Source organism: Rathayibacter sp. AY1H2 (genome assembly GCF_002931985.1).
Lineage (GTDB): Bacteria > Actinomycetota > Actinomycetes > Actinomycetales > Microbacteriaceae > Rathayibacter.
On sequence record NZ_PSUV01000004.1, the window covers coordinates 76,399 to 100,842 of the forward strand.

The following is a 24,444-nucleotide window of genomic DNA, read 5'->3' on the forward strand; positions in this document are numbered from 1 at the left end:
CCCGTGTCCACCACCACGACGGCCGTCCGGACCCCGCGTCAGCGCGGGGGCCGGGCGGCCCACCCGTTCCTCCGCTACGCGCTCCGCCGCGTGCTCACCTCGCTGCTGCTGGTGGTGGGCGTGACCCTCGTCACCTTCATCCTGACCAACCTCGTGCCGGGCGACCCCGTGGCGGCCGCCCTCGGACAGCGCGCTGCGGAGGATCCGGAGATCGTCGCGCAGTTCCGCGCCCAGTACGGTCTCGACCAGCCGCTCGTCGTGCAGTACTTCACCTATCTCGGCAACCTGCTGCACGGCGACCTCGGCGTCTCCACCACCACGCACAACCCGGTGGTCGCCGACCTGGCGAAGGCGCTGCCGGCCACCCTCGAGATCGCCTTCGGCGCCATCGTGCTCAGCGTGATCGTCGGCGTGCTGTTCGGCACCGTCGCCGCCTACCGGCGCGGCAGGGCCTCCGACCACGTTCTGCGCGTCGTGTCGCTGGCCGGCCTCAGCGTGCCGACCTTCTGGCTCGCGCTGGTCCTCTACTACGTCCTCTACTTCCAGCTGCGGATCGCGCCGGGTTCCGGCCGGCTGAGCAGCGACTTCACCACGCCGCCGACGGTGACGGGCCTCTACACGGTCGACGCCCTGCTCGCCGGCCAGCTCGACACCTTCCTCGACGCGGCGTCGCACCTCTTCCTCCCCGTGCTCGTCCTGACCCTCTACACGGTGGGCCTGCTGACCCGGTTCGTGCGCACCGCAGTGCTCGAGATCCTCGACCAGGACTACGTGCGGGCCGCACGCGCGAAGGGGCTGCCGAACCGCGCGGTCACCTTCTCCTACGTGCTGCGCGGGGCGAGCATCCCGATCCTCACCGTCGTGGGCCTCGCCTTCGGCAGCCTGCTCAGCGGCACCGTGCTCGTCGAGGCGGTCTTCGGCTGGCCCGGGATCGGCTCCTACGCCTACCAGGCCGCGTCGCACCTCGACCTGCGCGGCATCATGGGCGTCGGCCTGCTCATCGGCGTGATGTACCTGCTCGTGAACCTGATCGTCGACCTGCTGTACGGCGTGCTCGACCCGAGAGTGAGGCTGGCCTCGTGACGGATCCGCGAACCACCCGGTCCGACCCGCGCGACGGCGCTCCGGCCGGTCCGCGCGACGGCGTCGGTGCCGGAGTGCTCGACCCGGTCGCCGCCCCCGGCCTCCGCCTGCGCCGCCCCCGCCTGCGCCTGGGTCGCTGGTCGGCGCCGCTCGGACTCCTCGGCGCCGCCGTCGGCGTGCTCTGGATCCTCATCGCCGTGCTCGCCCCCGTCATCGCCCCGCACGATCCGCTCGCGCAGGACCTGCCCCTCCTCCAGGCGCCCGGCGAGGGCACGCTGATGGGGACCGACGCGCTCGGCCGGGACGTGTTCTCGCGGGTGATCTGGGGTGCCCGGGTCACGATCCCGCTCGCCCTGCTGCTCGTCGTGATGTCGGTGCTGATCGGCGCGATCGTCGGATCCGTCGCCGGATTCCTCGGCCGTGCGGTCGACGAGGTCGCGATGCGCATCACCGATCTCGTGATGGCGTTCCCCACGGTCATCCTGGCGATGGTGATCGCGGCCGCGCTCGGAGCGTCGCTCCTGAACGCGGTGCTCGCGGCGCTGATCGTGTCGTGGCCGTCCTACGCCCGGCTGACCCGAGGCCTCGTGCTCGGCCTCCGCTCGTCGAACTACGTCGTGTCCGGCCAGCTGCTCGGCTTCTCGCCGCTGCGCTCGCTCGTCCGCGACATCGCGCCCAACATCGTCGGCCCGGTGCTCGTCCTGGCGAGCCTCGACATCGGCACGGCCATCCTCCTGCTGTCGGGCCTGTCGTTCCTCGGGCTCGGCGCGAAGCCGCCGACCGCCGAGTGGGGCTCGATGGTGTCGGACGCCATCCAGAACTTCGACGCGTGGTGGATCGGGGTCTTCCCGGGCCTGGCCATCCTCACCGTCGTCATCGCGTTCAACTTCGTCGGCGACGCCCTGCGCGACGCCCTGGACCCGCGGTCGCAGACGGTCCGCGGAGGAGGCGCCACGCTGTGAGCGACGCACTGACGATCAGCGGGCTGCGCATCCGCACCCGCAGCCACGCCGTCGTGGACGGCATCGATCTGGCGTTGCGCCGCGGCGGCATCCACGGCCTCGCCGGCGAGTCGGGCTCGGGCAAGACGATGACCGCCCTGGCGGTGCTCGGACTGCTGCCCGGATCGATGACGGCCAGCGGGAGCATCCGCCTCGCCGACGACACCGGCGACGGCACGACGGAGCTCGTCGGCGCGTCCCGGCAGGTGCTCGGCGCGGTGCGCGGACGCCGGGTCGCCATGGTCTTCCAGGACCCGTCGACGAGCCTGCACCCGCAGCTCACCGTGGGCCGCCAGCTCACCGACCACCTGCGCCACCACCTCGGTCTCGGCAAGGAGGCCGCGCGGTCCAGGGCCGAGGCCCTGCTCGAGCGGGTGCGGGTGCCGGACGCCCGGGCCTCCCTCGGGCGCTATCCCCACCAGTTCTCCGGGGGTCAGCGGCAGCGCATCGCGATCGCGGTGGCTCTCGCGTGCGAGCCCTCGGTGCTGCTCGCAGACGAGCCGACGACCGCGCTCGACGTGACCGTGCAGGCCGGAGTGCTGCAGCTGCTGCGGGAGCTGGTCGACGACGGCGGGCTGAGCATCCTGCTCGTCACCCACGATCTCGGCGTGATGAGCGCCGTGGCCGACGAGGTGACGGTGATGCGCCAGGGGCTCGTCGTGGAGTCGGCTCCGCGCGAGCGGCTGTTCACCGCGCCCGAGGACGAGTACACGCGGGCGCTGCTCGCGGCTCTGCCCGGCTCGAGCTTCGAGGAGAGCCCGGAGGAGCTGGTCGCCGAGCTCGTCGAGGGGCACGAGAGGGCCGCCGCCGCGGACGATCCGGGCGCGGCCGCGGAAGGCGACGTCGAGAGGGGTGCGCGATGAGCGCGGGAGTGGTTCTCGAGGCCGATGGCATCGTGGTCGAGTACGGGCGGCGACCGCCGCTGCGTGCCGTCGACGGGGTCGGCTTCCGGGTGGCGGCCGGCGAGGTCGTGGCGCTCGTCGGAGAGAGCGGCTGCGGCAAGTCGAGCCTCGCGCGCGCCGTGGTCGGCATCGAGAAGCGCCGCGGTGGCGACGTGCGCCTGAACGGCGTCGACGTGCCCGCGCTCGGACTCCGTCGGCGCAGTCCGGCGATGACCGGCGTGCAGATGGTCTTCCAGGACCCGAACTCCTCGCTCAACCCCCGTCGCCGCATCGGCGAGCAGATCGGCGACGGCGTCCGGGCGGCGCTCGCCCGGGGCGCCGAGGGCTCGGACCCGGCCGACTGGCTGCGCCGCGTCGGGCTCGACCCGGCGATGGCGAGCCGGTTCCCGCACGAGTTCTCCGGCGGCCAGAAGCAGCGCATCGCCATCGCGCGGGCCCTCGCGGCGCGGCCGCGGATGCTCGTGGCCGACGAGCCGATCTCGGCCCTCGACGCCTCGACCCAGACGAGCGTCGCCGCGCTGATGCGCTCGCTCAGCGTCGAGGCCGGCGCGGGCATGCTGTTCATCTCGCACGACCTCTCGGTGGTCCGGCGCATCGCCGACCGGGTGCTCGTGATGTACCGCGGCCGCGTCGTGGAGTCGGGGGACACCGAGACGGTGTGGCAGAGCCCGCTGCACCCGTACACGCGGGCGCTGCTCGCGGCGATCCCGCTGCCAGACGGGCTGGGGCGGCTGCCGCTGGCCCCGCTCGACGCCGACCGGGCGGCCTGGCTCGAGGAGCTGCCCGAGGCGCTGGAGCGGACGGGCGCGTGAGCGCGGTGGAGGAGGCCCGGGCCGAGGAGTCCGCACTCTGGAGCATGCCGAGGGCCGTGAACCGCAGCCCGCTCCCCGGGGACGGCGCGTTCATGACCGCCGGCTGGGCCGATCCGGAGCCGGTGATCGACCCCGACGACCCGGTGCTCGCCTACACCGCGGAGCGCCGGTCGCGACTGGCGCAGGCGCTGCCCGCCGAGCTGCTGATCATCCCTGCCGGCCTGCCGCGGGTGCGCTCGAACGACAGCGACCACCGCTTCCGCCCGGGCACCGACCACGTGTGGCTGACGGGCAACGGAGTCGCCGAGAGCGTGCTCGTCGTCGACACGACGGGAGGGGAGGCCGGCTCGATCCTGTACCTGCGTGCTCCCTCCGGCCGCGACGGCGACGAGTTCTGGCAGAACGACGCGCTCGGCGACCTCTGGGTCGGGCCGCGGCCGTCGCTCGCCGAGACGCAGGCAGCACTGGGCATCGAGACCCGGCCGCTGGCCGACTTCACCCGCGACGTGGAGCGGGCCGCGCGGCGGGCCCGGCGCATCCGGGTCCTGCCCACCCTCGACGAGAGCGTCGACGAGCTGGTGCGGAGCATCTGCGGGCCGGAGCTCGGACCGCACCTCGTGCTCAAGGCGACGCTCGACGAGCTGCGCCTGATCAAGAACGACTGGGAGATCGGACGGCTGCAGCTCGCCGTCGACGGCACGGTGCGGGGCTTCGACGACTGCCTCGAGGCGTGGCAGGTCGCCCGCGCGATGCCCCGCGGCGAGCGCTACCTCGAGGGCACCTTCGCCCGCCGCGCCCTGGTCGAGGGACAGGGGCTGGCCTACGGATCGGTCGTCGCCTCGGGAGCGCACGCCACGACCCTGCACTACACGCGGAACACCGGGCCCCTCGCCGACGGCGATCTCGTCCTGATGGACATGGGGGTCGAGCTGCCCTCGCTCTACGCCGCCGACATCACCCGCACCTTCCCGGTCAGCGGGGAGTTCACCCCGCTGCAGCGGGACGTGTACTCGATCGTGCTGCGCGCGCAGCAGGCCGGCATCGACTCCCTGCGCGCGGGAGTGCGCTTCCAGGACTACCAGGACGCGTGCGGGCGATCCCTCACCGAGGGGCTGATCGACCTCGGCCTGATCCGCTGCTCGGTCGACGAGGCCATGGCCCCGTCCGCGTCGTACCACCGCCGGTGGAGCATCTCCCGCGCCGGGCACATGCTCGGGATGGACGTGCACGACTGCAACCACGCTCCGCACGAGACGTACCTCGGCGGAGTGCTCGCGGCCGGCCACACGCTCACCGTGGAACCGGGACTCTACTTCCAGCCCGGCGACCTGACGGTCCCCGCTGAGCTGCGGGGCCTGGGCATCCGGATCGAGGACGACCTCGTGGTCACGGAGACGTCGTCGATCCTGCTCTCGGCGGCGATGCCGCGCACGCCCGACGCGGTGGAGGAGTGGATGGCGAGGCTGGCGGGCTGGGAGGTCGGGCCCTCGACGCGATCGGCCGACGCGGCCTACGGGAGCTGCGGGGGCGCGATCAGTTCGAGGAATCCGCCGAGGGCACCTTCGAGGTAGATGATGCGCGTGCCGGCTCGGGCGCCAGCGGTCATCCGGTGAGGTGTCCCGACCGGTCTCCAACCGTGTCCAGCGCAGAGCTCGAGGACACGATCGAGGTCCGAGACCGTGAGCGCGATGTGCACCGTGCCGACCTGTGCGGGCGAGCCGGCGGACTCGAGCTGTCGGGGCGGGTCGTACTGCAGCAGCTCCACCCGGTGGGGGCCGAGGGTCACCGTCGCTGCGCGGATCACGGCTCCACGGACGCCCGTGGTCGCCGCCGTGACGTCGACGTCGAGCGTGAAGGTGCGCTCGAGCACGAACCCGAGACCGGAGCACCACAGCACCAGCGCGTCGTCGAGGTCGGCCACGGTGAGACCGGAGTGAGCGACGTCGGAGACGAGCGGTGATGCCATGACCTCAGTATCGAGCTCCGGCACGCCTGCCTGAGAGAAGAGGGTCCCGGCACCCGATCCCCCTACGGACGCAGGCCGCGCAACGAGCAGAGATACTCTTTCCGGATGTCGTTCCCATCCATGCTCCACGAAACCGTCGATGCTGCCGAGGATCGATTGCTGGACGCGATGCGCGCAAGTGACGTCGATGCGCTTGGTCGACTGCTCGCACCCGAGCTGATCTTCACGACACCCGAAGGCTCGATCATCAGCCGGGACGAAGATCTCGGAGCACATTCGTCGGGCACAACGAAGTTCGAGTCGATCGATGAAATCAGTCGCAGCACGCTGGCCTCTGCCGGCGGCGCCCAGACCACGTCCGTCGTAGACGTCGTTGTGATCGACCACAGCAAACGGGTTGAGGCTCGGCTTCAGTACGTCCGCGCATGGCAACGAATCGCCGGGCGCTGGATGGTCGTCTCCGGAAGCGCAACACTCGCACCCGCACCGAACGCCTGATCGTTCCGCTGAAGGATCCTCATACGGAGCAGTGCGCGTGAGCTCGAGGATCATGAACGCGATGGCGGCGGCGAGAGAGGCGCACGCGGTGATGGTGAACACTCGAATCAGCCCCGCGTGGTTCCACCGCTCCTCGTCAGTGCTCATGAGTGATCTTCTCGCACCTGCTCGTCGGTGCGAGTCACGAGGCCCTTCGAGCTTCATGGCAAGAGAACGCCGTCTCGATTGAGGATCGTCGGTCGGGGTTGAGCGTCCAGTGGCCAGTACCGCAGGCCGTAGGACAGGCTGAACGAAACGGAAGGGGGTGAGCGATGGCGGCAGGGTTCAGAGGTGGACGCTCGGCGTACGAGGTGCGACTCACTCAATGGAACTGGTTCAGTCGCGCAGGAGCGCCGACGGAGCGTGTTCTCATCGGAGTCACTGTCGTCGCGATCATCGGCGGCAACGTCATCTTCGACGCACTGGATCCGGACGCCGTTCCCCTTGCTGCTCGCCTGGCGGTACTCGTCGGTGCGCTCGTGGTGTTGAACGTTCTGCCGCTCGTCGTGCACGCCATTCGCCAACCTGCACCGTACGCCGACCTGTCAGCCGAGACGGTGCGCGTGCGCTCACGGGTCACGCCGTTCGCGTCGTTCACCACGGCACGGAGGATCGAGACCGGTCGGTCGAAACAGGTCGTCCTCGAGGTGTCGGCGCCGGGCCAGAAGGTGCTCCTCGAACTCCGCGACAGGGCTGGGCCGAGCCACCACCGACCCCACAAAGGACGCGATCGTGACGTTCCTCCAGGGAAGCAGTGTCTCGATGCCGTCCTCTTCGGACGATCCCACGGGCCGGTTCGCTCATGTGAACTTCCCGCAGCACCTCACCCGCGAGCAAGCCATCGAACTCGCCTCCCACCCGCTGACTGTCCCCACTTCGGCGCCGGCCGCGATGACGTCGGGACGCCAACGCGCGGCGAGTCGCCGTCCCAGTAGGGGATGGTCTACCGGGTGCGGACGTTCAGCGTGTCAGGCGTTCCTCTCGAAAAGGCTGCCGGAGTGCGCCGACGAGCCGGCCCACGCTTCGCGTGCGTTCACTCGGCCAGCGAAGAACGTGGTCCAGGTCTGCTTCGACGCGGGCGCGGGGAACGTCGTGACTGCTCGGGTAGGCGGCTCCTGCTCCGATGTCGATTCCGAAGAGCCCGATGTGGAACGCGTGGACGAGTAGGAAGCCGGGAACTAGATGCACGCCGACGGCGGCCACAGCGAGCATCGCAACCGGAGTGCGCGGATCGCGTTCCTTCCGAATCGATGACCGGTGATTCACGCGAAGAACACCATGAGAGCTCGTGCGCGTTCCACGACGAGTCGGGGCGCTCGTGATGCTCCTGGGGCGACGCGGGTGCTGGCAGCGATGCCTGGCGATGCCCGTTCGCGGCGCAGCGGCGTCACTGTTCCGTGGTGGAGGGCGGCACTCGAGCGGCTGCGAGCTGACGGGTGCCGGGATCACCGACACCCAGGATGAGGACGCTCTCGATGCTGCCGATCGTGTCGGGATCGATGATCTGCAATTCCTGATCAGCATCCGCTGTCAGCGAGCCGACCTCGCTTCCGACGTCCGCAGGGAACCTCAACTCGCCGTCGTTGTCCTCGAGTGGTGCGCTCGTGAGAAGGACTCGCGGTTCCACTGCTCCGGTCAGGCTCAGCCCGCTGAAGGACAGCCACACCGTCCCGTCCTCTCGCTCCTCGATCAGGAGATCGCCGCTCGCATCGTTGGACACGCTCTCGAGTGACGTGCGGATGGGCAGCTGCTCCAGAAGCGACTGGGCGGCGGGAGCGTCCGTTGCATCAGAGTCATCCGTGGGGCTGTTCGTAGGAAGGCTGGGAGCGGTGGAGGTGGTCCAGGGGCTGGTGACGGCGGTTCCATCGAGGGGTGCCGTGCACCCGGCCAGGGCGAGAACGAGCGCGGTCGCAGCGGCCATGACGGATAGCCGGCTGATCGCGTTCGTGTCTGTCATGGTGTGTGCTGCTCCGTCCGCCGAACTGTCGCTCAGCCTACGCAGGGCGCGATTCTCATCGCCCTGTCGAAGGGTCTCTGCGGGGCCAGTGGTGTGAACGCCTCCCGATCGGATCGTCGTTCGAGCAACGACCGGGCGTCAGTCGCGCTCCACCCCTGTCCCTCTTGGCATCGTGAGCCAGAGGATGAAGGTGAGGAGGAGGCCGAGGATGCCGCTGACGACCAGCGCAGCGACGGCGAAGGCGGAACCGCCGAACGATCCCTGAGCATCGTTGCTCGTCTCCACCGGCACGAACCAGTAGACGACGGCTCCGACGATGAACAGCAGGCTGACGACGAGAGCGCCGATGCAGATGTCCCGCCGCACCTTCTCTTGGGACCCATCGCCTGAGAGGTTGACGAGCCACAGGATTCCGATGACGGCCGGGGCGCCAGCGAGGAACACTAGAAACACAGGTGCTCCTGGTCGATGACGGGCCGCGGCAGCATCCGCAGCTGGGGCAGGAAGAGCGCCGCGGCCGATACGGCGACCATCACGCTCCTCCGTCGAGGGCGACCGAGTGGCTCGCGGTCATCGGGCGGCAACGGTGAGATTCAGGTCCTCACCGACGCGGAGGATCTCGTCCGAGGGGAACCGGAACGGGTTGAGGTAGAACAGGTCGTCGGCCGTCATGCCGAATCGTCGGGACCGGAGGACGCGGCGGGGATGACGAGCTCGTCGGATGTCAGGGCCAGCCGGCCGTCCGCCGCGCTCAACTGGACGGCGCCGGTGGTCCCGTCGCTCCCGGTGAACGTCGCCACGCCTAGATCGCCGGTCAGCGGGGAGGTGAAGCCGTCGTCCGTGTTCGTCGCCGGTGGCGGAGTCGGTGGTGCAGGCTGCGCCGTGCATCCCGTCACGACCGCCAGGCATGCCGCGACCGCGACCGTGCTGCGCACTTTCGAGAACGTCCCCACCGGCTCAGGCCAAGCGACGTCACCGCTTTCCTCGTGGTCGCGTCTCGGCCTGAAATGCTCAGCACCGTTCCGAAGGGGGAGCGTCTGTCGCGGGCCAGCAGGAAGCCCAACGGCTCCTAGGCTGACCCGATGAGTTCCCCGGCACCGACCCGCCCATTCGTGGGTGTAGCGCGCATCGCCGTCGGTGCAGCCGCGGTCGCGGTGATCCTCCACACCTACGCGCTGAGCATCGTGGCCGGCGAGTCGAATCCGTTCGACTACTTCGGCTACTTCACGAACCAGACCAGCCTCCTCGCGAGCGCGGTGCTGATCGTCGTCGGATCGGTCGCGCTCGCCCGCCGTCCGACTCCGGTGTGGCTGAGGTACGTCCGCGGCGCGGCGACGTCCTATTCGATCGTCGTCGCCGTGATCTACAACACCCTCGTTCCCGGTACCGGGACGGCCCCGCTCTGGGTCAGCGCCGTCCTGCACGTGGTGCTCCCCGCGCTCGTCCTCCTCGACTGGATCGTCGTCGCCGACCGCGGACCGCTCTCCTGGCGCCGGCTGTGGGTGGTCCTGCCCTACCCGATCGTCTGGGTCGTCGTCGTGCTCGTCCGCGGAGCGACCGACGGGTGGGTGCCGTACGGCTTCCTGCTCCCCGAGAACGGAATGCCGTCGCTCGTCCTGCACGTCGCCGGGCTGACCTGCGCGGTGCTCCTCGCGCGCGCGCTCGTCTGGGCACTGAGCCGACGCCGCAGATCGGCCGGTTGATGTCCTGTTCTCCGTCGCCGTGAATCATGAGGCGTGCTGATTCCCGACGTCGGGCGCGTCACCTCTCGTGCGCCGCGGCTCGGCCGCAGCGGGCTCTGATCACGCGCGACACGAGATCGATGACCGGCAACCCCGACATCAGTTCAGTCTCGCGAACCCGAGCGCCTTGTGCGCGTCCCGTATGGGGATCGTCGAGCGATCACCTAAACGCCGATTCGTGGACCGACGCACGCCGCATCGCGACGGCGGGACGATAGAACCCCTGGGAGCCGTCGTCTCTCACCATTCGTCGCCCAGCTTGCGGAGCCGGTTGTCCTCCGGCAGGGTCTGGCGCGAGAAGTCGTGCAGAACGTCGGACGACGCCGTTTCCTGTCCGTCGCGTTCAGCTCGTCGGATGGCCGCGAGGACGACGCAGGTCACAGCCACGATCAACGCCGCAGCAGTCGTCAACGTCATCCATGTCGGCTGAACGGTCGAACCGTCCGAGCACAGCGGGTTCCAGAGGAACCCCTCTCCGGTCAGGCTGCCTCCGCCGCGGGTCCGGCACGTCTCGCTCGGGTCCCACATGTAGATGGAGGCAACCGCTCCCATGACGGCTGCGAGACCGCCGAAGACCAAGGCGAGAACGACGGGCGTCGCTGCACTCGGTCGCGGGGGCTCTCCAACGGTCATCGGGACATCATGCACTGCACTCCACGGGATCGATCAAGAACCGGAACAACAGAGGCGGCTGCGAGCGCCCCGCAGGGAGGTCATCGCGCAGCGACAGAGGACTTCAGCACTTCACCGACACGCAGAATCTCGTCCGAAGGGAAGCGGAACGGGTTGAGGGAGAGCAGGTCATCCGCCGTCATCCCCGCTCCTCCCTTTCTCGTGAGGTTGGGGCGACCGGATGGAGTGGCCGCAGTTCCCTCAGGGGCCACAGCGCATTGCTCGTGGCCGGGCTCGTGGATGAGCCCAGAGAGCGCGGACGCCCTTTCGTCGTCGCGGGAGCGACGATCGCGGCTGCAGCCGTTCTCTGCGCTCCCGTACACGACGCCGGTCTAGCCGTCCTCCGGACCGAGGGGGGACGTGCCGACAGCTGCTCTCGGTGCGCCCGCCCGACGCGATGATCCCGGACAGCTGTCGAGCCAGCTCGGAACGACGCCGCAAGCGCGCATCAGCTACGGGCAGCGGTATGTCTTCGCGAAGTCGGTTGCCGTGAACTGCCTTCCCTCGGTCATGGAGTTCAGTGACGGGCAGATGTCGTTGTTGTGCGCCGCCGCTACGAAGGGGGTCGCTGCTTGTGGGACGCAGCCGTAGTCCTGGTCGGGCTGGTCGAGGATGCGCAGCTGACCCGTCTCCCCGGCGGCGAGGTGAAGATCGGACCAGGAGCAGGACCAGGTGAGTGAGGCTCCGGTGTCGTTGGTGATGCTGACGTAGTGGGAAGGGCCATGCACTCCGAACAGCAGATCACCTACCCACAGAACCGCGGCCGCCACTACGGCTAGAGCGCCCAGCGCGATCGACAGTCTCACCGACCGTCGTTGGCGGGGTGGCGTCTGCCGGTCCGGCGAGAGCCCGCTCGGATCCCAACTGTCCAGACCTTCAACCACGGCGTCTCCCCCCTAAATGGGCGAGAAACGGCCTCGACCGCTGCCCAGCTCGAGTCCGCCCACGGGAGAAGAGTAGGCGTGATGCGGCTCTCACCACGAGGAGCAACCGGCTCGCGACCGAGAGCGTCCGAAAGGCGATCGTTCACAGACGCATTGCGGGACCGGCGATGTTCGTTCGTGAAGTTTGAGACGAAACCGTGCTCTGAGGGCATTCACTACTGAGGGGGTGATGTCGGATGGTCGGTGCTGCTGAGGTGACGCTGGTAAATCGTCTTCGCGGCGGTGACCCTTCGGCGCTGGATGCTCTCTTCCGGATGCACGGCCGCGCGGTCTACCGGGCCGCGGGAAGCTTCCTCGCGGACGCCGGTCATGCCGAGGACGTCGTGCAGGAGAGCTTCTTCCTGCTCTGGCAGCGCCGCTCGGGCGTGCGCATCGTGGGGGAGTCGGTGCTGCCCTGGCTGCTGGTCACGGTACGCAACCTCAGCTTCTCGACCAACCGCCGCGAGCAGCGCCGACGCCACCTGCCCCTCTCCGACGACACCGCCTCTCGCGGCGTCGACGCGGAGACGAGCGACCGGCTGCTCGACGTGCGGCGTCTGGTCGAGCAGATGAGCGCGACGGACCGGGCGATCTGGACGGCGTGCATCGAGGACGACCTCAGCTACAGCGATGCCGCTCGCTCCCTCGGCCTGTCCCACGGGACTGTCCGCAACCGCCTCTCGCGGGTGCGGACATCACTGGCGAGAACCCTGACGGAACGGACAGAAGACCATGGACGATCCTGACCTGAGCGACGAGCAGCTCGAGCGCATCAGCGCACGCCTCGCGCACCGCATCCGCCGCCGCCGACGTCTCGGCCAGGCCGCGGCGGTGACCCTCGCCGGCATCGCGGGCGCGATTCTCAGCGTCGCTGTCCTCACGGCGGTGACGACGGAGCGCGGCACTCCGGTCGCAGCGCCCGTCACCTGCTGGGAACAGGACGGGCAGGGCGTCGCCCTGTCGGGCGAGATTCAGACGCCCGCGAAGCAGTCCACTGCGTCGCTCGCAGCGGCGTGTGCTGCGCTCGCTGGGACCGACGCAGACGGGACGGACGCCGCCTTGTTCTCCCTCGCAGGAACGCAGGTGTGCCAAAAGGGCGGCCGGATCGAGATATTCACGGGACTGACCACCGCGGTCGACTGCACCAACCCGCCCGCGACGCGGACCGGAGTCGACCAGTGACCTTCCGACGCACGAAAACACTCGCCCTCACCATCCTCTGCCTCTCCGCGGCGCTCCTCGTTAGTGGATGCGCGACGAGCGCCAGCAGCCCCGGGTCGCCGTCGACGGCGCAGCTGCCGGGTGAACTGCTCAGCGCCGAAGACGCGACCAAGCCCGTCTACGAGACCACCGCTGTCATCGGCGATCAAGGATCAGGCGGATGGCTGCTCGATCACCCCGTCAGCCTTCGCATCATCGGCATCGACGGCCGGTCGAAGCTCAGCGTCGACGGGCCGTGCAACACGCTGACCTACGACCTCCAGTCCGCGGGTCTGCAGACGTCCGTGTGGGTCGTCAGCGGGGGCCCCGCGACGACCTACGTCGGCTGCCTCGCCGCCGCTGGCGAACGAGAGCAGTGGCTGATGGACGTCCTGGGCGCCGAGGACGTCAGCCTCACCCAGACCTCCACGACGATGCGCATCCGCTCCGGCCCCGTCACCATCGACGCCACCGCCAGCACGACCCCCATCTCCACCGAGACGCCTGCCCAACCAACAGAGACGACGGAGGCCCTGACACGCACCGTCCCGTTAGAGGGCCCGCCGGGCACCCCCATCGCCGCCGCCGCCTCTGAGGGGCCGATCATCGACGTCCAGCAGCTGACAAATCCGGCGCTCGACCTGGCCAACGGCACCGGAAGACTCCTCTCGACGCTCAGTGCGGAGGAGAAGAAGCAGTACCCGATCTACGCGGTCGGAACCACGTACGAGGAGCTCGCCGCGTATGACCCCGCTCTCGCGGACCACTACTGGGTCGCGCAGGACGAGCCGGTCTGGGCGCTGACCGTGCACGCGCCCGCGGAGAGAACAGACGTGCCCTATGGCTTCGACCTCCATCGGGTGGACGTCTTCACCGCTGTCTACGACGGGATCAGCGGAGAGCTCCTGACGTCACAGGGCGATGTCGACCTCGCTTCTCTCGGTGCGCCCGGCGAGCTGATCACCGCCGGATAGATCCTTAGTTACCGTCCGTATGGGAATCCCCAAACGGGACGCCAGAGGCGATGCGGATGAGGCGAAGCGCGCGATTGCTTGGTGGCGCGCTCGCTACGCTCACGTGATGGTCGGCCTCTCGCAGTGGCGCCGGCGAGCTGACGCTCGCCGTTCGCGCCGCGCCCGGTTCCGGGTTCTGCTCGCTGAGGTCTGTGGTGAGTGCTCGCACCCCTGGGTGGAGCACCTCGCGGACGCCGGCCTGGTCGGCAGCCCCGTGTGCTCGGAGTGCGTCTACGAGCTCGAGCATGGGTTCAGTAGCGGACCGATTTGTCACCGACCGGTTCCGATCGATGTGTTGAGTCGCGCTGATGCCGCTGCGGCGGCGGCAGGGCAGGGCCGCAGTGATCAATTGGTCGGAGGAGGCCGGATTCGGGTCGCAAAAGAAGACCGTGACGCCTCATGTCAGCGTCCGGCGAGAGTGGTCAGCAGGTCCTGGATGCTCGTCTTCTCGACAACCGGGTCGGGGCTGCCGGCGCGGACGGAGGAGAGAACGGGGTCGATCTGCTGGTCGACGTAGGTCCACGTCTGGCAGTTCGCGGCGCTCAGTGCGGGCTCCGCGTCGTCCCAGGCGGTCTCAAGGTCGGTGGCGCGGGCTTTCGCGCCGGCCTGATCGCCGCTGGTGACGAGGGCGAGGGTGTCGGCGGTGATCGTCTGGAAGTTCTGCACGTCGGCGGAGGGGAAGTCGGTCTGAACGGATGCCTTCGCGTCAGCTGCGGACAGCGTTCCCGACGCATCGCAGGCCGGGGCTGCGCCTTCCGGTGCCGGACTGGTGTGCGGCTGGCTGTTGGTGAAGGCGAGCAGCCCGACGACGGCGACGGCGAGGACCGCGAAGGCGACGAGTGAACGGCGTTCGCGGGCGACTGGCGTGGTGTAGTGCTCGGATGCGCCCTTGTCGACATCGGCCTTGCTGAGGGAGAGGTAGACGACGGTGGCGAGGATCGCGAGCAGGAAGATGATGCTGGTGACGAAGGTGCCGAGCCCGAGGCCCTGCTCGTCGGGGGACAGGCCGAGCCAGTCGCCGATATTGGCGCCGAGGGGGCGGGTGAGGATGTAGGCGATCCAGAACGCGAGGACCGGGTTCGCGCCGTAGCGCCAGAGGCCGGTGACGATCGCGAGCAGCGTGAGGGGCAGGAGGATCGAGACGCCAGGGCCCCAGCCGGTGAGCTCGAGAGTCCAGTCGCCGAGGGCGGTGCCGAGCGCGAAGGTGACCAGGACGGTGACCCAATAGAACGCCTCCCGCGGGGTGGTGTCGATGCTGTGGATCGAGAGGGTGCGCTCCTTCGAATACCAGACGCCGAACACGATCACGAGCAGCAGCGAGAAGACGAGGGAGCTGGCCCAGAGAGGCACTCCGAGCTGGTCGGTGAGGATGTCGGTGAGCAGGGTGCCGGTGACGCTCATCACCACGACAGTCAGCCAGTACGCGGCGGGCACGTAGCGTCGCAGCCGCATCTGCACGGCGAGCACGACCGCGGTGACGATGATGAAGATCACAGCCGTCGCGATGAGGCCGACGCCGAGGACCATGTTGATCCAGTCGGCGAAGCTCTCACCGACCGTGGTGCAGAGGATCTTGATTATCCAGAACCAGATCGTGACCTCGGGGACCTTGCTGAGCAGCCGCCGGCCGCGGGACGGTGCTGCCGTCGTTGAGATGTCCATGCCCGCAGAGTCCCAGCCGGGACGTGGGCGGCGGCTCGGGATGCGCCGTGCTGCGTTGTGTTTGCTCACAACGACCCGAAGCTCCGCGGTTCGACCAGGTCGGTACCGAGCCGATGGGCTCAGGTTCTGTGCTTTCACAACGGATGCGGGGGAATCCTCTGCACCCGGAGCCCGCGCATTCGTAGCGTGGACTCCTCCGGCGTGCTGCGCGCCGAGCGAGGAGGACGGCACTGATGCCGAACAGCGGACCCCCGGCCGATGGTGCGATCGCCTATCGGGCGGCGCGACGCTGGCCGCTGATCTCGGCGGGCCTCGCGGTGCTGCTCACGGGACTTCTGGCCGCGCTGATCTTCTACCGGGAGCACGACACGCCGTTCGGGTTCGACACCGCGTGGATGAACGAGATCATCGAGCACCGGTCGACGTTCTGGTTGGTGCCGTCGCTGGTGATGAACAGCCTCGGCGGCGGGATCGTCGGCACGATCGTGATTCCGCTCGTCGTGTTCGTGGGGCTGCTGGTCTGGCGGGGTCGGTGGGCGGCGACGTACTTCGCGATCGCCGCGCCGCTGAGCGGGCTGCTGGTGCAGATCCTCAAGAACGCTGTCGGTCGTCCGCGGCCGCTGGAGATCCTCGTGAACGCCGACTTCGGCTCGTTCCCCTCCGGCCACAGCGCGAACGCCGCCACGACCGCGATGGTCCTCGCGATCGTCTTCCCGCTGTGGTGGGTCCGCATCGCCGGAGCCCTTTACACGGTGGCGATGATGCTCAGCCGCACCTACCTCGGTGCGCACTGGATCTCCGACACCGTCGGCGGGCTGCTCCTGGGCGCCGGGGTGGCGTTGATCGTCTGGGCGCCGCTCGCGGTCAGGCTGCACACCGAACGTGCTGCATCACCGTCGTTCCGTTGGCGGCGCTTCTCCGGGCACCGTCCGACCAGATGACGGCGGAAGGCAGCGGGCAGCGCTGCCGGTGAGCGGGTCGCTGTGCGCTTGTTCAACGGACCCGGCGAAGCCCCCAGCCCCGGGTGCCGCAGACTGCCCGACCATGGCGGCATGACGCATCTCACCGATCAGCGCCGCCCTCCGCTCCCTCGGATCCGCTCCCGCCTCCTCGCCGGCCGCTACGCCGCCTCGACGGTGCCCGAGGCGACGGCGCTGTTCTGGGTCCTCAAGGTGCTGACGACGGGGATGGGCGAGACGGCGTCGGACTTCCTCGCGACCGCGTTCGACCCGGTGATCGTGGTCGGCGCGACAGGGCTCGCGTTCCTCGCGGCCCTCGCGCTGCAGTTCGCGGCCCGCCGGTACATCCCGTGGGTGTACTGGACGGCGGTGCTGATGGTGAGCGTCTTCGGCACGATGGCCGCCGACGTGCTGCACGTGGTCGCCGGAGTCCCGTACCTCGTCTCGACTCTCGGGTTCGCGGTGGCGCTCGCCGCGGTCTTCGCCCTGTGGTGGCGGGCGGAGCGGACGCTGTCGATCCACTCGATCACGACGCCGCGCCGGGCCGCGTTCTACTGGCTCGCCGTCTCGGGGACGTTCGCACTCGGCACCGCAGCGGGCGACCTGACCGCGTCGACCCTCGGCTTCGGCTACCTGCCCTCCGCCGTCCTGTTCGCGGCGATCATCGCGATCCCCGCTCTCGCACACCGGTTCACGGGGCGGAACGCGGTCCTCGCGTTCTGGGCCGCCTACGTCGTCACGCGACCGCTCGGCGCCTCGGTCTGCGACTGGCTCGCGGATCCCGTCGCCCAGAAGGGCCTGGGCCTGGGCACCGGCCCGGTCACGCTCGCGGCCCTCGCGGTGTTCCTGCTGCTGGTCGCGGTGATCGCGCTCCGCCGACCGCGCGCGGCCGTCACGGCGACCCCCTGAGCGCTGGGCTCAGGCGTCGCGTCCGGCGCGGTTCTTCTGCCGCCAGTAGGTGAGGGCGATGCCGGCGAGGCTGAGAACGACGATGCCGACGAGGACGATGTCGATGTACTTCCCCACGAAGTCCGCGACGCCGGGGATCTGCCCGAGGAAGAAGCCGAGGAGGATCACGCCGGTGGACCAGACGGCGGCGCCGAGTGCGTTGAAGCCGACGAAGTGGCCGTAGTGCATCTTCCCGACGCCCGCGGCGACGGGGGCGAAGGTGCGCACGACCGGCACGAAGCGGGCGATGGTGACCGCCCAGCCGCCGAACCGGTCGAAGAACGACTGGGTGCGGGCGACGCTCGAGCGGCTGAAGAGCCCGCTGTCCTTGCGCTCGAAGATCCGCGGCCCGCTCGCGCGGCCGATGACGAACCCGAGCTGGTCGCCCAGGAACGCGGCGGCGGCGACCATCAGGATCACCAGCGGCACCGGCAGGGAGATCACGCCGGTCGCGACGAAGACACCGGTGAAGAAGAGGAGGGTGTCACCGGGGAGGAAGAACCCGATCAGCAGGCCCGTCTCGACGAAGGCGATCAGGCAGACCAGGGCGATCGCCCAGGGGCCGGCGCCGTCGAGGAGGGATTGGGGGTCGATCATCGGTTCTCCTTGCGAGAGGTCGGGTGGGGCTGCGTCGCGGGGATGCGGACGTCGACACCGAGGCCGTGGGGGGCGAGGTTGCGGAGTCGGAGCTCGCCGCCGGCGGCGCGGCTGAGACCGGCGACGATCGCGAGCCCGAGGCCGGCGCCGCCGTCGCGGGAGCGGGCGGCATCCGGGCGGGTGAAACGGTCAGTCGCGACCGCGAGGAACGCGTCAGGAACGCCCGGGCCGTCGTCGTCGACGGAGAGGACGATCTCTTCGGCGCGCTCGACGAGGGTCGCGCTGACGCTGCCGCCGTCGGGCGTCGCAGTGACGGCGTTCGCGAGCAGGTTGTCCAGGATCCGGCCGAAATCGGTCGGGGAGATCGGGTACCGGGCGGCGACGATCGAGGCGGGGGCGACGAAGTCGATCGCGAGGTCCCGCTCGCGGGCGAGCATCCGGGCGCGGTCGACGCTGTCGGCTACCTCCTCCCGCAGAGCCGCCGAGGAGGCGTCGCCGGTAGCGATGCCCGCGTCGATCCTCGACAGGATCAGCAGCCCGTCCGTCAGGGACTGCAGGCGGTCGATCGAGCGGCGCGCGTCGACGACATCGGCGTAGAGAGCCGCCGGATCGTCGCGGACCCGCTCAGCGAGCTCGAGCCGGATGCGCAGCGCGGCGAGCGGGGTGCGCAGCTCGTGGCTCGCGTCGGCGACGAGCCGCCGCTCCCGGTCCGCCGACTCCCGCAGGTCCGCGATCAGCGCGTTCAGGGTCGAGGCGAGGTCGGAAAGCTCGTCGCGGGCGGGCCCGACCGGGAGCAGCTCGGTGGAGCGTCCCTGGCGCAGCCGGTCGGCGATCGCGCGCATCCTGCCGACGGGGCGCAGCGCGAGGCCGACCAGGACCCAGGACGTCACAGCGAACGCGACGAACAGGATCGCGAGGGCGATCAGGAGCGTCGTGCTGACGCCGCCGACGACGGCCTCGGCGGTGTCGCGGCTCTCCTCGATCAGCGCCTGCGACGCTCCCGAGCGGACCAGCTCGATCGTGGAGGCATCGAGGATGTGATCGAGCTGCTCGCGCACGACGACCGCGACGATCCCGAAGAACAGCATCGCGACCAGCAGGCTCGACACCGTGATCCGCACCCGGATCGACAGGGACCGCCAGCTCACGGCGTCACCCCGAGGCGATAGCCCGCACCCCGTCGGGTGAGGATCTCGACCGACGCCCCGCCCGCGGCCAGCTTGCGGCGGAGGTAGCTGATGTACTGCTCCGCGATGTTGTGGTCCACGAACTCCGCCGACCCCCACACCTCGAGCAGGATCTCCTCCCGCGGCACGAAGTCCCCGGCGCGCGCCGCGAGCGCGCGGAGGACGCCGAACTCCTTGGGGCTCAGAGGCAGGACGGCGCCGTCGACCGTCGCGGCGTGCGCGTAGGGGTCGACGCGCAGATTTCCCAGCACGACCGGTGCCCGGTTCGTGAGGTGCTCTCTGCGGATCATCGCTCGGAGGCGGGCGGAGAGCTCCTCGAAGTGGAACGGTTTCGCGAGGTAGTCGTCGGCGCCCGCGTCGAGGCCGAACACGCGGTCCTGCAGGGCGTCGCGGGCGGTGAGCATGATCACCGGGAGCGTGGCACCGCTCGCGCGCAGGTGCCGGCAGATCTCGAAGCCACTCATCCCCGGGAGCATCACGTCGAGGATCGCCGCGGAGTAGTCCGCTTCGCGCGCCGAATTGAGCGCGTCGACCCCGTTCGAGAACAGGTCGACGTCGTAGCCGTCGCCGGTGAGGCCCCGCTTGATGAGCTCGCCCATCTCGACGTCGTCTTCGACGACCATCACCGCGTCACGCATCCAGGCCTCCTACGGTCATGCTCGCACCGGTGGCGCGGCGGAACCGGCCTACTCCGCGGAGATATGCGGCTTCTCAGCGGTACGCACTGCATACAAAGGCAGCACGTGCGGCCCGATGGAGCAGCACGCCCCTGGTGCGCAGACGATCTCGGACGCGGGCACCGACATGGACGCCGACCTCCGGTCGACGCGGTGCTGTGCGCTGTGCGCATTTTTGCCTGGAAGCCTTCGGCAACGTACGGGCCTGCGGCGTCCACGCAAGCCGCTGCGCGGCCGGCTCCTCCGACGTTCTCGGCACGCGGTCGCTGCGCTCCCTCACATCGCGCCGACAACCTCTCCTCCTCCGCCCTCCGGGTTGCGCTCCCACCTCCGACCCTGCTCGGCACTACGTGCCTTCCAGGCAAAAAAACGCTGGGAGAGAACGAAGAACGACCGAGCCAGACCACCCCCGCTGGCTTGACAAACCTGATTGAGAATCTTCACCTCTCCGCGGTTCCAACCCATTTCGCTCCACCGGCTGCGTGCCACCGATCCCGGACGCGCCCTACGGGCTTATTTCGCCCGTGATCGGTGTCACTCCGCCGGCTCCACTCAAACGGTTTTCCCCGCCGGAGAGGCAAAGAAAAACGATCAGCCAGGAGCAGGAGCAACACACATGGACACCCTCGAAGCGATCCTCCGTGACCAGATGGTCACCTACCTCGTCAGCAAGAACATCCTCTGCCCGCGCACCGGGGCCGTTCTCGACTCGCGCACCTGTGTCGTCTTCAACGACGCGGACGGGGATCCCGCGGTCGTCATCTCGCCCGAGGGCTGGCAGCAGATCGCGAAGGAGCCCGCCACCCTCGACCGCCTCGCGGAGCGCGGGATCACCGTCGACATCAACACCGCGCTGGCCGCAACCCGCTGAGAGGAACAGACCATGTACCGCACCGACACCGACACCGGCCTCGCGACCCCCGATCAGGTCGCCCTCATCATCACCGACCAGCGCGCTCACCAGGACCAGAACGCCGACGACAGCGACGACGTGATGCTCGCCGCCGTCCGCAACGCCCACGCCCTGCCGGGCGCCGAGCCCGTCGAGGACGACAGCTCCGCCCTCGCCGCCGCACTGATTGCGTTCCTCACCCCGGACCCCGCCCGCACCGCACCGGTCATCGACGCCGACACCGGATGCGCGACGCCCGAGCAGATCGGCCTCATCGTCGCGTTCGAGCGCAACTACTACGAGGAGCACGAGAGTTACAGCACCGAACGGCTGCTCGCGGGCGTCCGCAACACGCTCACCCTCCCCGGGGTGTGGGTGCTCGGAGGGTTCCCCGTCCGGGAGGACGGCACCGACCACGCCGCCGCGCTGATCGCGTTCCTCATCCCGGCGGTGACTACGTGATCGAGCGCAGCCGTGTCGATGAGCGGCCCGGGGCCGCGCGCGCGGCTCATCAGCTCTCGCGCCTGTCCAGCGGCCGACTCCAGCAGGAGGCCGACCGTGTGCGCCTGCACGGCGAGCGGCTGACGGGGCTGAGTCGGAAGACGAGCCGCCGCCTGATCGAGCAGGAGGAGGCGATCCGAGCGAACCGGATCGCCGCGGCGGACAGCGCCGCTGAGCGGCGGCTCATCGTCGGAGTCGTCATCGCGACGGGCGCTCTTCTCGCGGTCGGGCTGCGGCTGATCCTCACCTCAGGGCAGCTCCCTCCTCTGTTCTGACGAGCGGGCCGCGCTGACTTGTTGTCATGCTTACAAGTCGGACCTCGCCCACCGTCCCGCCTCCGCCCGCGCATCCCGTCAGGGCGAGCAGCAGTGCTCCTGCCAGTGCGATCCCTGCGGTCGTCCGCCTCATCGTGTCCCCCGATCACTCCGCCGCGGCACGTCGCCGGGCGCGTCACCTCGACGCCAACAGCAGCCGCCCGCCCGGACGGAGTCGTCCTGGCGGGCGGGCAGCCCCCGTCCCGGTCACGCGCGCGGGATGACCACCGAGACGCTCGCGCGCGAGGCGCCCGAGACGGCCGTGACCGTGCCGGTGCCGGCGGCGATCGAGCTCTTGCCCGTGCGGAACACCTTGGTCACCGTGGCGCCCGGGGCGACCGCGGCCGAGGACGCCGTGCCGTAGGGCGTCACGACGGTCAGATCGGCGGCCGCGCGGCCGGTGTTCGTCGCCGTCACCGTGACGACGACCTTCCCGAGGATCAGCCGCGAGGTCGCCTTCGCGGTGACGGAGGCGCCGGGCGCAACGCTCGCTCCGGCCAGCGCCGTCGTCACGCCGTCGACGCGCGCGGTGATCGAGACGGTGCCGGCGGTGGAGCCGGTGCGGATCCGGGGGAGCGCGGCGACGCCGTCGGCGCCCGACAGCACCGCGGCGGTCGTCGCTCCGCTCTCGAAGGCCGCCGGCCCGGTGGTCGCGAAGCCCACCGAGCGGCCCGCGAGGGCGCGACCGGAGGAGTCGCGCACCAGCACGGACTGCGCGAGGTCGCGCGTCGTCGCGGTCGGCACGCTCTGCAGCGTCCCGCGCGCCTCCGCCGAGGCCGCGAGGGCGATGCCGTTCACCTCGATCTCGGCCACGCCCGTGGACCCGCCGTACTCGCCGGCTCCCCACGCCGTGAACACGAGCCGCAGCGCCGTCGTGGTCACCGGAGCGAACGTCGCGCGGTTCAGCACGTCGCGCTCGCGGCCGGGAGCCGCTCCGCTCACGGGAGTCCAGACGTCGCCGACCAGGTGCTCGACCCGCCACGACCGCGCGGGGATCAGCCCGCGTCCGTCGGCGTCGGCCGCGTCGCTCGCGAACAGCACCGAGGCGCTGTCGACGGTCACGGCGCTCGGCCAGCGCAGCTCGACGTGCTGCTCTCCGACCCGGGGCCAGGAGCCCCAGATCGTCGAGGCGGCGCCGTCGGCGACCGCTCCGACCGAGGTCCACGGCGAGGTGTACGAAGCGCTCGTCGACGAGGCGAGCGGAGCGATGTCGCCGACGTAGTCGGTGCACGGCACGGTCACGGTGACCGTCGCGGTCCGGGTGAGCTCGTCGATCCGGTCGACCCGCACGGACATGCCGGAGTTGAGCACTGCGCTCTCTCCGGCGAGCACGAACTCGTTCGCCTCGCTCGCGTCGCCCGGACGCTCGAGCAGGTCGCCGGCGTACGGCTGGCCCGGGTTCGAGCGCAGGATCTGCACGCCCGAGACGTCGCGGCGCACCTGGAAGGGACTCGTGTACGCGCCGCCGTCGGACGTCGTGTCGGCGCGGTCGTTGTACTGCGCCCAGTAGCGGATGCCCGTGTCCTGCGGGTCGTTCCAGGTGAGCGCACGCCGGCCGGCGGGTCCGGCTCCGAGGGTGTCGAGCGTCGTGGTGCGGGGTGCGCCGCAGACCGGCTGGCGGGTGTTCGGCAGCGTGCCCAGGCGCGCCAGCGACGGGGACGACAGCGGCAGGAACGACCAGGCGCCGCCCATCACGTCGGTCCGGTTGCCGTACTCCTCGCGGCGGCAGTCCGCGGGCAGCGGGGTGGAGGCGTAGTCGCGGGTCGTGGCGCAGTTCACGCTGTAGGCGTGCGGCAGCGAGAGGTTGTGGCCGAGCTCGTGCGCGAGGAAGTACGCGTCCGGTCCGGGCTGGAACGCGCGTCCGCCGTCATCGGGATCGCCGGACTGCTCGCCGTTGGCCCAGTTCGGGCACGGGTCACCCTCAGGCACCATGGCGACCAGGTGCTTGCCCGGTCCGCGCTGCCAGCCGGTCCTCTGCGCGATCCAGTCCTGCAGTTCGCCCGTGTTCGTGCAGCCGATCGGCTGGTCGACGACCTGCCAGTCGACGACCTGGTCGAGCTCGAAGCGGATCGCCCCGCTGGTCTCGCGGGAGTAGAACCGGTCGACGAGGTCGAGGGCGCGGACGGCGTCGGCGGTCGTGTACCCGCCCGGGACGGTGCCCTGCGGAGCGACGAGCGCGATCGTCACGCGGTGCGTCTGCACCTGGGCGCGCGCCGGGATCTCGACGTCGACGAAGTCGGCGTCGAGGGCGAGGGCGGCCTGCTGCGTCGTCGCGTCCGCCTCCGGCTCGATCACGGTGGGCTCGGCGTCCGGAGCCGCGACGGGGCGGTCCGGAGCGGGAGCGGGAGCGGGAGCGGCGGGAGCGGGGGCCACCGGAGCGGCCGCCGCTGGAGCCGCGGCGGGCCCTCCGGCGACGAGCCCGGAGGCCAGCAGCAGTCCGGTGAGCGCTCCAGGGAGCAGGGCGTGTCGTCGTCGCATGGTCGTCCTCTGGGTCGGTCCTCGCTGAGTGCCCCGAGCGGCAGCAGGCGGGGGCACGAGCTCCCGCCGACCTCCTCGCCGCTGAGGAGTCGGCTGACGTTACCGTGAACATCCGTGCAGGAACGGGCAGATGTCCCTCCGCGGCGGCCCCTTTCCGGGTGGGGACCAGAAATGACGAAGGCCGGGAGCGGGACCCCGGCCTTCAGCGACGATCAGATCTCGGTGTGCCCCAGATCCGCCGCGTCCAGCAGTCGGATCTCGGTCTCACATGCAGGGGTCGCAGGTGGGGGAGGGCCGGCCTTCCAGCCGGCCCGCGAGGGGCGATCCCCTCACACTCTCTAATGATCTCGGCTGGCCTGGTGCCGGCTGTCAGGCTGGTTCTGGCTCGCTCGGGCGTGACTCATCACACTCTTGACCGCTG

The 24,444-nt window shown here is 70.1% G+C and carries 26 protein-coding genes; 15 read left to right on the forward strand and 11 right to left on the reverse strand.

Annotated elements, in window-relative coordinates:
* Window positions 1–3: 3 nt before the first annotated feature.
* Genes C5C29_RS05045 through C5C29_RS05065 form a run of 5 tightly spaced genes read left to right on the forward strand, consistent with a single transcriptional unit; the run spans window position 4 to window position 5,369 of the window.
* A complete protein-coding gene (locus tag C5C29_RS05045; protein WP_104226525.1) occupies window positions 4–1,083 on the forward strand; it encodes an ABC transporter permease in 1,080 nt (359 codons plus the stop codon).
* A complete protein-coding gene (locus tag C5C29_RS05050) occupies window positions 1,080–2,045 on the forward strand; it encodes an ABC transporter permease (RefSeq protein ID WP_258069459.1) in 966 nt (321 codons plus the stop codon). Before C5C29_RS05045 ends, C5C29_RS05050 begins: the two co-directional genes overlap by 4 nt.
* Window positions 2,042–2,947: an ABC transporter ATP-binding protein gene (locus C5C29_RS05055; protein ID WP_104308033.1), complete on the forward strand. Its 906-nt coding sequence runs from the start codon at window positions 2,042–2,044 to the stop codon at window positions 2,945–2,947. Before C5C29_RS05050 ends, C5C29_RS05055 begins: the two co-directional genes overlap by 4 nt.
* On the forward strand, window positions 2,944–3,798 hold the full coding sequence (locus C5C29_RS05060) for an ATP-binding cassette domain-containing protein (RefSeq protein WP_104308034.1): 855 nt from the start codon (window positions 2,944–2,946) through the stop codon (window positions 3,796–3,798). The genes C5C29_RS05055 and C5C29_RS05060 overlap by 4 nt, the downstream gene beginning before the upstream one ends.
* On the forward strand, window positions 3,795–5,369 hold the full coding sequence (locus C5C29_RS05065) for an aminopeptidase P family protein (protein ID WP_219813769.1): 1,575 nt from the start codon (window positions 3,795–3,797) through the stop codon (window positions 5,367–5,369). The genes C5C29_RS05060 and C5C29_RS05065 overlap by 4 nt, the downstream gene beginning before the upstream one ends.
* On the opposite strand, the gene C5C29_RS05070 is transcribed toward C5C29_RS05065, so the two are convergent.
* Window positions 5,309–5,764, reverse strand: coding sequence for a VOC family protein (locus C5C29_RS05070; RefSeq protein ID WP_104308035.1), 456 nt, complete (start codon window positions 5,762–5,764; stop codon window positions 5,309–5,311). The two genes, C5C29_RS05065 and C5C29_RS05070, sit on opposite strands and share 61 nt — an antisense overlap.
* Window positions 5,765–5,869: 105 nt before the next feature.
* On the opposite strand from C5C29_RS05070, the gene C5C29_RS05075 reads away from it, so the two are divergent.
* Window positions 5,870–6,262: a nuclear transport factor 2 family protein gene (locus C5C29_RS05075; RefSeq protein ID WP_104308036.1), complete on the forward strand. Its 393-nt coding sequence runs from the start codon at window positions 5,870–5,872 to the stop codon at window positions 6,260–6,262.
* Between the two features lie 1,426 nt (window positions 6,263–7,688).
* On the opposite strand, the gene C5C29_RS05080 is transcribed toward C5C29_RS05075, so the two are convergent.
* From C5C29_RS05080 to C5C29_RS05090, 3 genes are all read right to left on the reverse strand, one after another.
* Window positions 7,689–8,258, reverse strand: coding sequence for a hypothetical protein (locus tag C5C29_RS05080; RefSeq protein ID WP_104308037.1), 570 nt, complete (start codon window positions 8,256–8,258; stop codon window positions 7,689–7,691).
* Between the two features lie 138 nt (window positions 8,259–8,396).
* The gene (locus C5C29_RS05085) at window positions 8,397–8,624 is read right to left on the reverse strand and encodes a hypothetical protein (RefSeq protein WP_146083461.1); all 228 of its coding nucleotides are present in this window, start codon (window positions 8,622–8,624) and stop codon (window positions 8,397–8,399) included.
* A 302-nt stretch (window positions 8,625–8,926) separates the two neighbouring features.
* On the reverse strand, window positions 8,927–9,211 hold the full coding sequence (locus C5C29_RS05090; RefSeq protein ID WP_104308039.1) for a hypothetical protein: 285 nt from the start codon (window positions 9,209–9,211) through the stop codon (window positions 8,927–8,929).
* 129 nt (window positions 9,212–9,340) lie between these two features.
* Between C5C29_RS05090 and C5C29_RS05095 the strand changes: the two genes are divergently transcribed.
* A complete protein-coding gene (locus C5C29_RS05095) occupies window positions 9,341–9,961 on the forward strand; it encodes a Pr6Pr family membrane protein (RefSeq protein ID WP_104308040.1) in 621 nt (206 codons plus the stop codon).
* Between the two features lie 279 nt (window positions 9,962–10,240).
* Here C5C29_RS05095 and C5C29_RS05100 read toward each other — a convergent pair whose 3' ends face one another.
* Window positions 10,241–10,633: a hypothetical protein gene (locus C5C29_RS05100; protein WP_104250836.1), complete on the reverse strand. Its 393-nt coding sequence runs from the start codon at window positions 10,631–10,633 to the stop codon at window positions 10,241–10,243.
* Window positions 10,634–11,124: 491 nt separating this feature from the next.
* Entirely contained in the window at window positions 11,125–11,400 is a 276-nt protein-coding gene (locus C5C29_RS05105; protein WP_146076568.1) for a hypothetical protein, read from the reverse strand.
* Window positions 11,401–11,792: 392 nt separating this feature from the next.
* Here C5C29_RS05105 and C5C29_RS05110 point away from each other — a divergent pair, with 392 nt between their 5' ends.
* Genes C5C29_RS05110 through C5C29_RS05120 form a run of 3 tightly spaced genes read left to right on the forward strand, consistent with a single transcriptional unit; the run spans window position 11,793 to window position 13,769 of the window.
* On the forward strand, window positions 11,793–12,341 hold the full coding sequence (locus C5C29_RS05110) for an RNA polymerase sigma factor (RefSeq protein ID WP_104308041.1): 549 nt from the start codon (window positions 11,793–11,795) through the stop codon (window positions 12,339–12,341).
* Window positions 12,328–12,777, forward strand: coding sequence for a hypothetical protein (locus C5C29_RS05115; protein WP_104308042.1), 450 nt, complete (start codon window positions 12,328–12,330; stop codon window positions 12,775–12,777). Before C5C29_RS05110 ends, C5C29_RS05115 begins: the two co-directional genes overlap by 14 nt.
* Entirely contained in the window at window positions 12,774–13,769 is a 996-nt protein-coding gene (locus tag C5C29_RS05120) for a hypothetical protein (RefSeq protein WP_104308043.1), read from the forward strand. Before C5C29_RS05115 ends, C5C29_RS05120 begins: the two co-directional genes overlap by 4 nt.
* Before the next feature lie 441 nt (window positions 13,770–14,210).
* Here the strand turns inward: C5C29_RS05120 and C5C29_RS05125 are convergent, their stop codons facing one another.
* Entirely contained in the window at window positions 14,211–15,470 is a 1,260-nt protein-coding gene (locus C5C29_RS05125; RefSeq protein WP_104226509.1) for a hypothetical protein, read from the reverse strand.
* A gap of 233 nt (window positions 15,471–15,703) precedes the next feature.
* On the opposite strand from C5C29_RS05125, the gene C5C29_RS05130 reads away from it, so the two are divergent.
* Together C5C29_RS05130 and C5C29_RS05135 are read left to right on the forward strand one after the other, a co-directional pair.
* Window positions 15,704–16,411, forward strand: a complete 708-nt coding sequence (locus C5C29_RS05130) for a phosphatase PAP2 family protein (RefSeq protein ID WP_181065428.1) — start codon at window positions 15,704–15,706, stop codon at window positions 16,409–16,411.
* Between the two features lie 111 nt (window positions 16,412–16,522).
* Window positions 16,523–17,338 (forward strand): hypothetical protein, encoded by an 816-nt coding sequence (locus tag C5C29_RS05135; RefSeq protein WP_104308044.1) that lies wholly within the window; start codon window positions 16,523–16,525, stop codon window positions 17,336–17,338.
* 9 nt (window positions 17,339–17,347) lie between these two features.
* Here the strand turns inward: C5C29_RS05135 and C5C29_RS05140 are convergent, their stop codons facing one another.
* The 3 genes from C5C29_RS05140 to C5C29_RS05150 are packed head-to-tail and all read right to left on the reverse strand — an operon-like array spanning window position 17,348 to window position 19,799.
* On the reverse strand, window positions 17,348–17,974 hold the full coding sequence (locus tag C5C29_RS05140) for a DedA family protein (RefSeq protein WP_104226507.1): 627 nt from the start codon (window positions 17,972–17,974) through the stop codon (window positions 17,348–17,350).
* Window positions 17,971–19,122, reverse strand: a complete 1,152-nt coding sequence (locus C5C29_RS05145; protein WP_258069460.1) for a HAMP domain-containing sensor histidine kinase — start codon at window positions 19,120–19,122, stop codon at window positions 17,971–17,973. The genes C5C29_RS05140 and C5C29_RS05145 overlap by 4 nt, the downstream gene beginning before the upstream one ends.
* Window positions 19,119–19,799, reverse strand: a complete 681-nt coding sequence (locus C5C29_RS05150; protein ID WP_104223238.1) for a response regulator transcription factor — start codon at window positions 19,797–19,799, stop codon at window positions 19,119–19,121. The genes C5C29_RS05145 and C5C29_RS05150 overlap by 4 nt, the downstream gene beginning before the upstream one ends.
* 655 nt (window positions 19,800–20,454) lie before the next feature.
* Between C5C29_RS05150 and C5C29_RS05155 the strand changes: the two genes are divergently transcribed.
* The 3 genes from C5C29_RS05155 to C5C29_RS05165 are packed head-to-tail and all read left to right on the forward strand — an operon-like array spanning window position 20,455 to window position 21,506.
* Window positions 20,455–20,709 carry a hypothetical protein gene (locus C5C29_RS05155; protein ID WP_104308045.1) on the forward strand — a complete coding sequence of 85 codons (255 nt, stop codon included), beginning with the start codon at window positions 20,455–20,457 and terminating at the stop codon, window positions 20,707–20,709.
* Between the two features lie 12 nt (window positions 20,710–20,721).
* Window positions 20,722–21,192, forward strand: a complete 471-nt coding sequence (locus C5C29_RS05160; protein ID WP_104308046.1) for a hypothetical protein — start codon at window positions 20,722–20,724, stop codon at window positions 21,190–21,192.
* A complete protein-coding gene (locus C5C29_RS05165; RefSeq protein ID WP_104260266.1) occupies window positions 21,189–21,506 on the forward strand; it encodes a hypothetical protein in 318 nt (105 codons plus the stop codon). The genes C5C29_RS05160 and C5C29_RS05165 overlap by 4 nt, the downstream gene beginning before the upstream one ends.
* Window positions 21,507–21,752: 246 nt before the next feature.
* Here C5C29_RS05165 and C5C29_RS17055 read toward each other — a convergent pair whose 3' ends face one another.
* Window positions 21,753–24,023 carry an Ig-like domain-containing protein gene (locus C5C29_RS17055; protein WP_181128750.1) on the reverse strand — a complete coding sequence of 757 codons (2,271 nt, stop codon included), beginning with the start codon at window positions 24,021–24,023 and terminating at the stop codon, window positions 21,753–21,755.
* Window positions 24,024–24,444 lie beyond the last annotated feature (421 nt).